This window comes from Ruegeria sp., from assembly GCF_965221235.1.
Taxonomy (GTDB): Bacteria; Pseudomonadota; Alphaproteobacteria; order Rhodobacterales; family Rhodobacteraceae; genus Ruegeria.
Map to the genome: position 1 here is coordinate 399,294 of NZ_CBDCRS010000004.1, position 12,700 is coordinate 411,993.

At 59.1% G+C, this 12,700-nt stretch carries 12 protein-coding genes; 3 read left to right on the forward strand and 9 right to left on the reverse strand.

From position 1 onward, the window contains the following. Positions 1 to 44 precede the first annotated feature (44 nt). Both ACOQOY_RS04995 and ACOQOY_RS05000 read left to right on the forward strand, forming a co-directional pair. Positions 45 to 1,145 (forward strand): polysaccharide biosynthesis/export family protein, encoded by a 1,101-nt coding sequence (locus ACOQOY_RS04995; protein ID WP_420584380.1) that lies wholly within the window; start codon positions 45 to 47, stop codon positions 1,143 to 1,145. Further along, positions 1,145 to 3,145, forward strand: a complete 2,001-nt coding sequence (locus tag ACOQOY_RS05000; protein WP_420584381.1) for a capsular polysaccharide biosynthesis protein — start codon at positions 1,145 to 1,147, stop codon at positions 3,143 to 3,145. Before ACOQOY_RS04995 ends, ACOQOY_RS05000 begins: the two co-directional genes overlap by 1 nt. Here the strand turns inward: ACOQOY_RS05000 and ribD are convergent. From ribD to ACOQOY_RS05030, 6 genes are all read right to left on the reverse strand, one after another. After that, on the reverse strand, positions 3,142 to 4,242 hold the full coding sequence (ribD, locus tag ACOQOY_RS05005) for a bifunctional diaminohydroxyphosphoribosylaminopyrimidine deaminase/5-amino-6-(5-phosphoribosylamino)uracil reductase RibD (protein WP_420584382.1): 1,101 nt from the start codon (positions 4,240 to 4,242) through the stop codon (positions 3,142 to 3,144). The two genes, ACOQOY_RS05000 and ribD, sit on opposite strands and share 4 nt — an antisense overlap. After that, positions 4,239 to 4,709, reverse strand: coding sequence for a transcriptional regulator NrdR (gene nrdR, locus ACOQOY_RS05010; protein ID WP_170324479.1), 471 nt, complete (start codon positions 4,707 to 4,709; stop codon positions 4,239 to 4,241). Before nrdR ends, ribD begins: the two co-directional genes overlap by 4 nt. A 121-nt stretch (positions 4,710 to 4,830) precedes the next feature. After that, positions 4,831 to 5,244 (reverse strand): secondary thiamine-phosphate synthase enzyme YjbQ, encoded by a 414-nt coding sequence (locus ACOQOY_RS05015; RefSeq protein ID WP_420587211.1) that lies wholly within the window; start codon positions 5,242 to 5,244, stop codon positions 4,831 to 4,833. 16 nt (positions 5,245 to 5,260) lie between these two features. Continuing rightward, entirely contained in the window at positions 5,261 to 5,662 is a 402-nt protein-coding gene (locus ACOQOY_RS05020; protein WP_420584383.1) for a hypothetical protein, read from the reverse strand. Positions 5,663 to 5,740: 78 nt separating this feature from the next. Then, positions 5,741 to 6,289, reverse strand: coding sequence for a DUF4166 domain-containing protein (locus ACOQOY_RS05025; RefSeq protein ID WP_420584384.1), 549 nt, complete (start codon positions 6,287 to 6,289; stop codon positions 5,741 to 5,743). Next, positions 6,290 to 6,727 carry a thiol-disulfide oxidoreductase DCC family protein gene (locus ACOQOY_RS05030; RefSeq protein ID WP_420584385.1) on the reverse strand — a complete coding sequence of 146 codons (438 nt, stop codon included), beginning with the start codon at positions 6,725 to 6,727 and terminating at the stop codon, positions 6,290 to 6,292. It abuts the gene before it with no gap. Between the two features lie 302 nt (positions 6,728 to 7,029). On the opposite strand from ACOQOY_RS05030, the gene ACOQOY_RS05035 reads away from it, so the two are divergent. Then, the gene (locus tag ACOQOY_RS05035) at positions 7,030 to 8,043 is read left to right on the forward strand and encodes a helix-turn-helix domain-containing protein (protein ID WP_420584386.1); all 1,014 of its coding nucleotides are present in this window, start codon (positions 7,030 to 7,032) and stop codon (positions 8,041 to 8,043) included. Between the two features lie 184 nt (positions 8,044 to 8,227). Here ACOQOY_RS05035 and rpoD read toward each other — a convergent pair whose 3' ends face one another. From rpoD to ACOQOY_RS05050, 3 genes are all read right to left on the reverse strand, one after another. Beyond that, entirely contained in the window at positions 8,228 to 10,216 is a 1,989-nt protein-coding gene (gene rpoD, locus ACOQOY_RS05040) for an RNA polymerase sigma factor RpoD (protein ID WP_420584387.1), read from the reverse strand. A gap of 113 nt (positions 10,217 to 10,329) precedes the next feature. Further along, positions 10,330 to 12,279, reverse strand: a complete 1,950-nt coding sequence (gene dnaG, locus ACOQOY_RS05045; protein WP_420584388.1) for a DNA primase — start codon at positions 12,277 to 12,279, stop codon at positions 10,330 to 10,332. Between the two features lie 80 nt (positions 12,280 to 12,359). After that, entirely contained in the window at positions 12,360 to 12,656 is a 297-nt protein-coding gene (locus ACOQOY_RS05050; protein WP_420584389.1) for a hypothetical protein, read from the reverse strand. Positions 12,657 to 12,700: the final 44 nt, after the last annotated feature.

The window sequence follows — 12,700 nt, forward strand, 5'->3', positions numbered from 1 at the left end:
GATTACCGGCAGTGCAGCGCTTTCCAATCCGATGGATCAGGGGGATGTCCCTTGTGGCCGCAATCGGCCTTCTGACCGCGTGCCAGCTTCCCAAGGCAGGCCCCAACAAGAACGAGATTCTGGCCGGGTCCGTGGAAAAAGGCGGCAATGCCTTTGTGGTTGAAGTGGACGACCGGGTGGCTCAGGCCACCTCGGCCATTCCGGCCTATGGGTTTTCTTCTGCCTTCAGAAGCGCGCATAGCTTGACGGCCGACACCGTTCGTCCGGGCGACATTCTGGGGATGACAATCTGGGAAAACGTCGACGACGGTCTGCTGTCGGGCGAAACCGGCGCGGCCACCGTCCTTGAACAGGTGCAAGTCGATAGTGAAGGCTTCATCTTTGTTCCCTATGCCGGTCGCATCCGTGCCGCTGGGAACACACCAGAACAGTTGCGCCAACTGATCACCAACAAGCTTCAAGACCAAACCCCGGACCCGCAGGTTGAGGTCCGCCGTACTGCGGGCAACGGCTCGACCGTGTCGCTGACGGGCGAAATCGGCGCACCGGGCGTTTATGCAATCGAACAGCCCAGTCGCACCCTTGCCGGGATGCTGTCGCAAGCTGGCGGAGTGTCAGTTGGCTCGGACATTGCACTTGTGACGCTGATCCGAGGGAATGATCGCGGCACAGTCTGGTACGACGATCTGATCCTGAATCCCCGGCAAGACGTCGCGTTGCGCGGCGGAGATCGCATTCTGGTCGAAGCCGACAGTCGTTCCTACATTGCGCTGGGTGCCACCGGCGGGCAATCTCGCGTGGCATTCGACACTCAGGACCTGTCCGCGCTTGAGGCGCTGGCGCAGGTGGGCGGTCTGCAATCCCTGTCATCTGACCCGACAGGGATTTTCGTGCTCCGTAAAGAACGGCAGGACATCGCCCGCAAGGTTATGGGGCGTCCAGAGCTGCAAGGGGATCAGCGCATGGTCTATCTGCTGAACCTGACGGCCCCGAACGGCCTGTTCATCGCGCGGGATTTCGTGATCCGAGACGATGACACGATCTACGTGACCGAGGCGCCATATGCGCAATGGAGCAAGTCGATCTCTCTCATCGCCGGAGGCCTGACGCCGGTTGCAAACGTCGCCACACTGACGGGCGGCTGATGCAGGTCGAGGCGACTGCCGGGACGCAGCGCACCCGGCTGCTTGTCTACAATGGTGGTTTCCTGACCCAACGCCGTATTCGGCGTATTCTTCGACTGTCTGGTTACGACATTCGGCTGGGTCTGCCCAAGGAGGGCGACGCCGTTGGTGTGTGGGGCAACAGTCCGACGGCCCATCGCGGGATTGCCGTCGCCGCCCGACACAACGCGCCGATTCTGCGGGTCGAGGACGCCTTTGTGCGCTCACTACATCTGGGCCGGACGGGTGAACCTCCGCTGGGTCTGTTGCTGGATCGGTCGGGGCTGCATTTTGACCCTTCCCGGCCCTCGGACCTAGAGACTCTGCTGGCCACGCATCCGCTGGACGACACCGCCCTGTTGAACCGGGCGCGAAATGCGACTGAGAGAATGCGCGAGCTTCATCTCAGCAAGTACTCGGCCATAGACCCGGACTTGCCGCCGCCGGACCCCGGTTATGTTCTGGTGATCGATCAGGCGCGCGACGATGCATCGGTTGTTGCCAGCAAGGGTGACGACGCCCGGTTCCGCGAAATGCTGGTCATGGCGCAAGAGGAAAACCCCGGTGCGCGCATCCTGATCAAAACGCACCCGGAGACCGTTTCGGGCCATCGCGGCGGATATTATTCCGAGGAGGATCAGACCGACCGGGTGTCTCTGTTGACCGCACCGATCAGCCCCTGGGTGTTGCTCGAAGGGGCGGTTGGCGTTTACACCCTGTCTTCGCAACTGGGGTTCGAGGCCATCATGGCCGGACACAAACCCCGTGTCTTTGGACAGCCTTTCTATGCCGGCTGGGGGCTGACGCAGGACGAGGTCTATATCCCGCGCCGCCAACGCAATCTGACCCGGCCACAACTGTTTGCCGCCGCGATGATCCTGTACCCGACATGGTATGATCCCTATCAGGACCAATTGTGCGAGTTGGAAAACGTCCTCAGCACGCTCGAGGCGCAGACCCGCGCCTGGCGGCAAGATCACAAGGGCTGGACGGCATCTGGCATGCGGTTGTGGAAGCGCAAGCATTTGCAACAGATGTTCGGGCGTCAGAAAAAAGTTCAATTCGTTTCGGGCCCTCCCGCGCCCTCTGACCGCCCGCATATGGTCTGGGCGCGTCACGCGCGCAGCGGGGAACAGGTTGTCCGGATCGAGGATGGTTTTCTACGCTCACGCGGCCTTGGCGCGCAACTCGTTCCGCCTGTGTCTTTGGCAACCGACGATGTTGGTATTTACTACGACCCGACGCATCCCAGCCAGTTGGAGGACCTGATCGCCCAGCGCGAAAATCTGCGCCCCGATCAGGAGATGCGGGCCGAGCGTCTGGTGGCGCAAATCATTGCGGGGCAGTTGAGCAAATACAATACCGGTGGCACGGCCCCCGACCTGCCGGACGGGCATCGCATTCTGGTCCCGGGGCAAGTCGAAGACGACGCCTCGGTCCTGCTAGGAACCACCACGGTGCGCACCAATACCGAGCTGCTGCAAGCAGTGCGAGAGGCCAACCCGAATGCCGTTCTGATTTACAAACCCCACCCCGATGTCGAGGCCGGTCTGCGCGCGGGTGCTATTTACGACGAAACCCTTGCAGACACTATCGTCGGCAACACCGACCCAGCCGCCCTGTTGCCTCATGTGCAGGAGGTCTGGACAATGACGTCTCTGCTGGGGTTCGAGGCTCTGCTGCGCGGAGTGCGCGTGACGACGCTGGGTGCGCCCTTTTATGCCGGATGGGGGCTGACGACGGATCTGGGGACCGTGCCGGCGCGGCGCGGGGCAAAGCCTTCGATGCTGGGGTTGGTTCATGCCGCCTTGATTGACTATCCGCGCTATATGGACCCGGACACCGGATATCCCTGCCCGGTTGAGGTGGCCTTGCAGCGCCTGACGGACCGCAAGGACCACACTGCTGGCCCAACCTTACGTCTGTTGTCAAAGCTGCAAGGCGCGCTGGCAACCCATGCGCATCTGTGGCGACGCCGTTAACGCAATGCCCGAGACCAGCGGTGCAGGATATCCGGTCCGATTGTCTGCGTTTCGACCAGATCAAACCTTGCCGCCTCGTCCAGCATGTCCAGCCCCAAAGATCCTATTGCGGGCAAACCCTCGGCTCCGATTGTCAGGCCGGCGGCGAGACCGACAAGCTCATCCACCAGATCAGCCGCCAGCAGAGATGCCGCCAAGGCCGAACCGCCCTCGCAAAATACGCGCGTCAGGCCTGCTTGCCCCAATTGCTGCAACAGATCGGTGGCATCAACCTGATACTCCTGCAAGGCGCATGAGATCAGACGCGCGCCCAAACCCTCCCACGCCCGAGCGCGCTCGGGGTCCGGAGAAGGGCCGTGGCACAGCCAAACAGGAATTTCGGCAGCGGTACGCGCCAGATGACCCATCAACGGGATATCCAAATGGCGCGAGACAACGACCCGCACCGGCTGCGCCTCGATCCCCAGATCACGTACCGTCAGTGAGGGGTCATCGGCCCGCGCAGTCCCGGCGCCCACCATCACCGCATCATGACGCGCGCGCATAGCATGAACAGCCCGCCGGGCTTTGGGGCCGGTGATCCACTGGCTGTGACCGCTCGCCGTGGCAATCCGCCCGTCAAAACTGCTGGCCAGTTTCAGCGTCACAAAGGGCCGCCCTTGTTCGGTTTTCAGAAAGAACCCCGCGTGATCGCGCGCGGCCTGTTCGGCCAGAACGCCGGTGGTGACTTCGATCCCGGCCTCGCGCAGCATGGCAAAGCCCTGCCCAGCCACACGTGGATCACTATCCTCGATAGCCGAGACCACGCGCGCTACGCCCGCGTTAATCAAAGCCTCGGCGCAAGGGGGCGTTCTGCCGTGATGAGAACAGGGTTCAAGCGAGACATAAGCCGTCGCACCATGCGCAGCCTCACCAGCCTGCGCCAGCGCCTGCGTTTCGCCATGTGGGCGTCCTCCCGGCTGGGTCCAGCCGCGTCCGACGATCCGACCATCGCGCACGATAACGCACCCGACAGCCGGGTTAGGCCAACACGTCCCCTGACCGCGCTGACCCAATGAAAGGGCCAACGCCATGTATCGCTTATCTGTTTCGCTCACTCGTCCGTCGAAGGCTGCGGCGGGCGCAGTTCGTGGACAAACTCCTCGAAATCATCGGCCGCCTGGAAATTCTTGTATACGCTCGCAAAGCGAACATAGGCTACGGTGTCGATCCGCGCCAGCGCTTCCATAACGATTTCGCCGATCTTGCTGGATGGGATATCGGTCTCACCCATGCTCTCCAAACGACGGACAATACCCGAGATCATCTGGTCGATGCGATCGGGTTCAATTGGACGTTTCTGCATCGAAATGCGGATCGAGCGCTCTAGCTTGTCGCGGTCGAAATCCTCGCGTTTTCCGTTGGTTTTGATCACCACCAGATCGCGCAGTTGCACGCGTTCATATGTGGTAAAGCGCCCCCCACACGCGGGACAGAACCGGCGTCTGCGGATCGCGACGTGATCCTCTGCCGGGCGTGAATCTTTCACCTGAGTGTCGATATTTCCGCAAAACGGGCAGCGCATCCGCCGTCTCCTCGTCCCTTGTTCGGCCTCTTTTTGTAAGCACTACGGCTTACTTATCCACAACTATAGGGCAGCCGCTAGGATTTGGGTAGTCGGAATTTTTCACCGCAATATAAAGGGGTCACGCAAAGTGCGCCGCGACCTTTCGCTGATGTGGCGCACTGCGATGTTCAAACAGATAGATCCCCTGCCACGTCCCCAATACAGGCGTGCCCGAGGCAACGGGAATGGACAACGACACCGGTAACAGCGCCGCTTTGATATGAGCGGGCATGTCGTCCGGCCCTTCATAGGTATGGCGCAGATACCTCATCGAGGGATGATCGGACGGTGGAACCAACCGCTCGAAAAAGGCCTGCAAATCCGTCTGCACTTCGGGATCTGCGTTTTCCTGAATGACCAGCGAACATGAGGTGTGCCGCACAAACAACGTCAGCAACCCATCGCGTTCGACCGAGTTGAGCCAGTTCCGCACCTCCGCTGTGAATTCATATAACCGGGGGCCATGCGTCGAAATTAAGAACTCGGTCTGCAATCGCAATGAAACTCCTTTAATCGTCGAAGATCTGGCGGCGGTGGCACAACCCGTTTGCGCTTTGGACCGATCTGCTTTGACCAGGGACAAAGCCAACAGATACGGTTTTGACGTTGGTATCAACTCCCTGAGGAGGGCTGATCGAAAACTGAACCGCTGTTCTGCGCCCGGTAGCCTCGCTTGGACCATAACCGCGCACGACATAGATTTTTTCTTTCCACCCTGCACCCAGCGTTCTGCGGGCATAGTCCGCCGCTGCACACCAGTACCCGTCGGCATCGGTGCGACCGCGGGGGATCACTTCGAAAACCGAGTTGTTCAGTGACACCGTTTGATATCCGATCCGCCCACTGAAGGCCGATGCCGGCGTGCTCAGCACAATCGCAGCAAGCGCCGCATATGTCATAACCTGATTCATAATCATACTCTTTCCTGTTTCGAGGTAAGTATGACAGTAGTTTACTAGAATTACCGACAACGGCGGTTCACGATGAATTCAATCAGCACAGGTTTTTGCGTGAACGGGTATCAGGTGGCCGCGGTACCGGATCAACAGCCCCAAGCCGGGCAATTTTGCTGAGACATCAAAGCGGAAACGCCCCTGATCATCCTGCCATTCAACGGTTGCAGATCGTGGCAACAGGATCGAGGGGCACGGGACGCCAAAAACGACGACGCGCAGAATTCGAAGCGACAAGCACTGATCCGTGAACTCAGGGCGCAGCCATAGGGACAGCCCGCCCATATCCTCACGAACACACGCGCGCCTGTGATCGTAAGTCAGGCGCGATCTGGTTCTGTGGCCGTTAAAGCTGCGGTCCCAAATCCATTCCTGCGCGGACCGGTCGATCTGAATTTCCACCCTGACAGCGCCCCCGGCCGGAGGAAAGCGGCCAAGACGCAACAGCAACGCAATAACCCAACCTCTTCCCCGGGTTACATGGCACTGACCAGAGAACCGGCCTGTTCTTCCGTGCAGCACCCGCAACGCGGGCGGCAAATCGGCGTCGGGCGGCAAGGATTGCCAAAACGGGTCCGGTTTCACTCAAAACCCTTCAGGCAGAAAGCGGGACCGAAGGCCCGCATCAGGTATCAGACAGGCCTCAGCGCGCCCGAACAGGCGGTATCTGTTGCGCGCAATCGCGTGGTACAGCGGGTCTTTGACAAAACCGGGCAGAAATCGGCACAGGGACAGAACCGGCCAAAGCCCCGGCAAGGTTTTCATCGCCGCCGCAAAGGCATCCAACCGTTGATGTACTCTTTCGCCGATGATCACCAGATTGGTTTCAAAATCCCCCGTCGGCAGGCCGAGCTGCTGGTACAGGCGTTGCCCAACCGGCGATTGCGCGGATGCATATCGAAACCGTTGCCGCCTGTCCCGCGTGACCATGAACTGAAAAAAGCCCGAACACAGAATACATTCGCCATCAAAAACGATAAGGTCCTGCCCCTCTGTCAGCTCTGCAATTCTGAAGTTCGACATGCCGTAACCCTTTATAGGCACAGCTTTTCACCGCAGCTCTGACCGCGCAATGCGACACGAGCGCATCTGAGCACACGTCAAGGATAGGCTTGTCGGGGAGCCACAGGTTTGGTGTGCGACCGTGGCTCTGACCTCATCCCCTAAAAGGTACTGACCCGACAACGCGCCGAAAATAGCCAATCCGTACTGCTGGGGCTTGTGTCCTTTGGACAAATCCGTTGGAATTGCGGCCAATTGCTTTCCTGCGTCTGCTCGCACATGCGACAACGTGAAATTACATTTGAAACACAGTAGAATACGCCATGGACGTTGATGTCAGCCGCATCCAATTGTTGACCCGGGCGCTGGATCAGCGGGCGGATAGCGCTGATCTGTCGGACCGTATCCTTGAGAAATGTGACCTGAGCCGGGATAAAATCGCCCCACCCACCACGGTATATAGCGCGCATCAAGAAGCGCTCTTCGTGCGCTATGCCTGCGATGCTCTGCAAGATATCACCTTTGCGGCCAAGACCGGATTGCAGTTTTCCTCGTCGTCCAGCCTGACCGCGTATATCAGTAAATATTCGCGCGACTTGCGTCAGGTTCTTGAAAACACGTCGCGCTTTCACGGCATGATCGACCCGGCGCTACAGTTTTGCTTGCGTCACGCCGGCAACTTCGCCGCTGTCGAAGCCGATTGGAAAGACGCCAGCTTTGCCCGTTACCACCGGCGCACAGAGTTCCTGTTGTTCGCGGGTCTCGCCCGAATGCGCAGCCTGACGCAAACAAACTTCTTTCCAATCGAAATCCGGTTCCAACACGAGGTCGGGGAAAACAGCGCCATTTTTCAAAAGGTTGCGGGCTGTCCGGTTGTCTTTGGCGCAGAAAGGATCGAGATTGTGCTGGCGCCGTCCTCATTGGACATGCCGGTGCCGACCTATGACTCGAACCTGCGGGCGCATCTGCTGGAATACGGTGAGCGTGTGCTCGCCGAACGGCGCTCACCCCGGCAGAAACTACGCGCTCAGGTCGAAGGGCTGATCACCCGATCCATGCCCGGAACCATTATTCACGCCAACGAAGCGGCCGCCAACCTAGGCATGAGCCCGCGTACATTCGCCCGACGACTGCGGGATGAAGGGACCACTTATCGTGAAATAGTCGATGACCTTAGGTGTGATCTGGCGCAGACTTTCATTACCAACGGAATGCCGCTGTCCGAAATTGCCTATTCCCTAGGCTATGCCGATCAGCCCGCTTTCTCGACCGCGTTCAAGCGCTGGACCGGTCAGGCCCCCAGCGCATTCCGTAGCCGGTTGGATTTTTCCGAGTGATCCCAGAGTGGCCGGGGGTCAACAGCGTGACCACCTCGCCCCGGCCTGTCCCATGAGTGGACACCCGAGATATAGGCAAGCACACAAGGCGCGCATTGTGAGTTCCGGCCAAGTTGATCTTTGAACTGGCCATCGTGAAAACCCGTGAACGAAAAAAGGCGCCTCGATTGAGGCGCCCTTGTGCTTACTGATCCAGGAAGGACCGTAGTTTTCGTGATCGGCTGGGGTGCTTCAGCTTCCGCAGCGCTTTTGCTTCGATCTGACGGATACGCTCGCGGGTCACGCTGAACTGCTGACCGACCTCTTCCAGAGTGTGGTCAGTGTTCATGCCAATACCAAAGCGCATCCGCAGAACACGCTCCTCACGCGGCGTGAGTGAGGCCAGGACCCGTGTCGTGGTTTCCTTGAGGTTTTCCTGAATGGCGCTGTCCAGCGGCAGCACGGCATTTTTGTCCTCGATGAAATCGCCCAGTTGGCTGTCTTCCTCGTCGCCGATCGGCGTCTCCAGCGAAATCGGCTCCTTGGCGATTTTCATCACCTTGCGCACCTTCTCAAGCGGCATTTGCAGCTTTTCGGCCAGCTCTTCCGGCGTCGGCTCGCGGCCGATTTCGTGTAGCATCTGGCGACCGGTCCGGACCAGCTTGTTGATCGTTTCGATCATATGCACCGGAATACGGATTGTCCGCGCCTGATCCGCGATGGATCGCGTGATCGCCTGACGAATCCACCAGGTCGCGTAGGTCGAGAACTTATAGCCACGACGGTATTCGAACTTGTCCACCGCCTTCATCAGGCCGATGTTACCTTCCTGAATAAGATCAAGGAATTGCAGGCCACGGTTGGTGTACTTTTTCGCGATCGAGATCACCAGACGCAAGTTGGCTTCGACCATTTCCTTCTTGGCCTGCCGCGCCTCTTTCTCGCCCTTCTGAACCTGCTGCACGATGCGGCGGAATTCTGGGATATCCAGACCGACATATTGACCGACCTGAGCCATATCGTTGCGCAGCTCCTCGACCTTCGCGGTCGAGCGTTCGATGAACATCTGCCAGCCCCGGCCCGGCTTTTCGGCCATTTCGGCCAGCCAGTTCGGATCAAGCTCGCGGCCACGATAGGCATCAATGAACTCACGACGGTTGATCCGGGCCTGATCCGCCAGCTTCACCATCGAACTGTCCAGAGACATGATCCGGCGGTTGATGCCGTACAACTGGTCGATCAGTGCTTCGATCCGGTTGTTGTGCAGGTGAAGACCATTCACCAGCTCAACAATCTCAGCGCGCAGTTTCTGATAGGTCGCTTCGTCCTTCTCGCTGAACGAGCCGTCCTCGTTCAGAGTGGCCGAAATCCGGCTGTCCTGCATTTCCGACAGCATCGAGAAGTCGGTCGAGATGCGTTCCAGCGTCGTCAGAACCTGATCTTTAAGTGCGGCTTCCATCGCGGCCAGTGACATGTTGGCCTGATCATCGTCGTCATCGTCGTCATCGTTGTTTAGCGGATTGCCGTCGGCGTCCAACTCAGGTCCCGAGTCCTTGGCGGGCTTGGCCGCCTGAACATTGGACGTATCCACAACCGGCTCTTCGACATCGCCGTCTTCGTCCATCTGATTGCCGAATGTGGCCTCCAGATCAATGACGTCACGCAACAGAATGTCTTCGGACAGAAGTTCGTCGTGCCAGATGGTGATCGCCTGGAAAGTCAGCGGGCTTTCGCACAGGCCGGCAATCATGGTGTTCCGACCGGCCTCGATCCGCTTGGCGATAGCAATCTCGCCCTCACGGCTCAGCAGTTCGACGCTGCCCATCTCACGCAGGTACATGCGGACGGGATCGTCAGTGCGGTCCAGCTTTTCGGTGGCAGCACCGGCCAGCGCAACCTCACGCGGGCCTTCGGTTGTCACCAGATCGGTCGAGCCTTTGTTCTCTTCCTCTTCGGCCTCTTCATCTTCGATGATGTTGATGCCCATCTCGGACAGCATCGACATAACGTCTTCGATCTGTTCCGAGCTGACCTGATCAGGCGGCAGAACCTGATTGAGCTGGTCGTAGGTGATGTAACCTTTCTCGCGGGCCTCGGCGATCATCTTCTTGACCTGGGCCTGGCTCATGTCCAGCGAGATTTCCTGTTCCTGCTCGTCGGATTTGCGGTCTTCGTTCGTATCCTTGGCGGCCATTCAATGCTCCTGCAGGGATGGGTGATTCGTTTGAACCGAATCATTAGCGCGTAGAAGTGATTCGGCCACCCGTTTACCCGTTTTTCTTTTCCAGTGCCTTACGAAAACACCACTTATCTGCGTTTCCGTTCGAAATTGATACCGGACATGATTGCTGCAAAGGCGTCCTTCTCGTCGCGGTTGATTCGTGCGCCGTTGTCGGCGATGTCGAAAACGGCCCTGTCCTCATTCTGGCTACGGCTTGTGCGGTTACGCTCTTCGGCGGCCTGTGCCAGCCGGTATGTCAGCGCCTCATCGGCCAGATCAGACAGTTCCTCTGCTGCTTCGGCAATCTCTGCGTCCAACCCCCTGAGAGCTTTGATCTTTGCGAGTTCCTCGGCCAGCGTCATCTCGGCCTTTTCAACGTCGCCCGGTTTATGCACACAGGGGATTATTGCGACATGGCGAAGGGCCAGCAGGTTTTCAAGGGGTTCAGCGCCCAAAGTTTGTACGATGTGCTCTTGCAGGTTGTCCGGATCATCAATCGCATGGCGCAGGATAGCCGCACGCAGATTGGCATGGTCGGGATCATGGCACTCCATATCTTCCAACTCATGCTCGAACTGCACCACCACTTTGGGATTGAGAATGGCGATGGCCAGAATCGCCGCCTCGCGCAGCTGGATATCAGCGTTCTCGGATGAGGCCAAAAACGACGCCCGCGCGCCCGGTGTGGCGGCCGGTTTTTGCGGTTGCCATTTGCCGCGCGGCTGCCATTGGCGGTTTTTAGGTTGGCGCTGTGGCCGGAACAATTGCCAGCGCAGGTCCTTAATCTCTTGCTCATAGTGAGACCGGATCGACTTGTCCCGGATCACCTTGATTTTTTCCCAAAGAACCTTGTCCAACGCCGCTTTACGTTCCGGGCTGTCAAAAACCTTGCCATCCGTTTCGCGCTGCCACAGCAGTTTGACCATGGGGATGGCACCTTCAAGCACTGATTGCACCGCCCCCGGCCCTTCGGCGCGTAGCAGGTCGTCCGGGTCCTTGCCCTCGGGCATAAGCGCAAATCGCAGGGACTTCCCGGCCTCCAACAGCGGCAGCGCCAGATCAACCGCCCGCATCGCTGCGCGCAATCCTGCTGTATCCCCGTCCAGCGCAATGATCGGCTCATCCGAGATGCGCCACAACAGTTGCAACTGATGCTCGGTTATCGCCGTCCCCAAAGGCGCAACCGACGCGCCGAATCCGGCCTCAGCCAGCGCGATCACGTCCATATAGCCCTCAGCCACGATCAGAGGTTGCCCCTTCCCCGCCGCCTGCCGCGCGGGGCCGTGGTTATAAAGGCTGCGGCCTTTGTCGAACAATTCGGTTTCGGGCGAGTTCAGGTATTTCGCGTTATCGCTGGGGTCCATGGCCCGACCGCCAAAAGCAATACACCGCCCGCGTGGGTCGCGGATCGGGTACATGATACGGTTGCGGAACGTGTCATACGGCTTTTTGCCCTTGTTCGACGGTTTGGCGAGACCGGCCCCAAGGATCAAATCCTCGGCCACGTTCTTTCCCGTCAAATGATCCCACAGCGCCTGCCAGCCATCCGGGGCAAACCCGATCTCCCACCGATCCAACGCCTGAGCATCCAGCCCGCGGCGCGTCAGATAATCGCGCGCCGCGCCCCCTGCCCCGGTCTTGAGTTGCAGGCGGAAGAACTGCACCGCCTGCTCCATAACCTCGGCCAGTTGCGAGCGTCGGTCCTGCTTCTCCTGCGCTTTCGGATCACGCGCGGGCATCGGCATACCGGCTTCTCGCGCCAGAATCTCAACCGCTTCGATGAACGAGACATTCTCGGTCTCTTTCACAAAGCTGATCGCGTCGCCTTTGGCCTGACAGCCGAAGCAGTAATAGAAACCCTTCTGGTCATCGACGTGGAACGACGCCGTCTTTTCATGGTGAAACGGACACGGCGCCCACATGTCGCCCTTGCCCTGATTGGACTTGCGCTGATCCCACATGACCTTGCGCCCGACAACCTGAGACAGGCTGAGGCGCGTGCGCAACTCGTCAAGGAAACCGGGGGGCAGTGACATGGATCAAACCTGCCAGAAATGAAAACGCACGCCAAGGGGATGGCGTGCGGTTGTCCACAGCGAATTCGCTGGCCTGTGGATTATTGCTGCAAGCACAGCTCCATCCAAGCCGCGCCGAGGTCCTTTTTCCGAACGTCGCGCATCTTTTGCTCATAGACCCACGGGGTGATCAGAGGAATCGCGTTGTTGTAATTTTCAGGCCAAGTTGGGCCACTGTCGGCCACCGCCTGCGCCACGTCGCGCTCTTTCACCCGATCCAGCCGTGCTTTTTGAATCGCCGCGACGACATCAGCCTGATACTGGCAGCTTTGTTCTTTGGTTTCCTCGGCAGCCAGAGGTGTGGCCAACAACAGGGCCACAAGGGCAGTGCGCAACATCGGGGTCTCCCAGATTCGTTTCGTTCGCAGCAGCTTACCCGCGG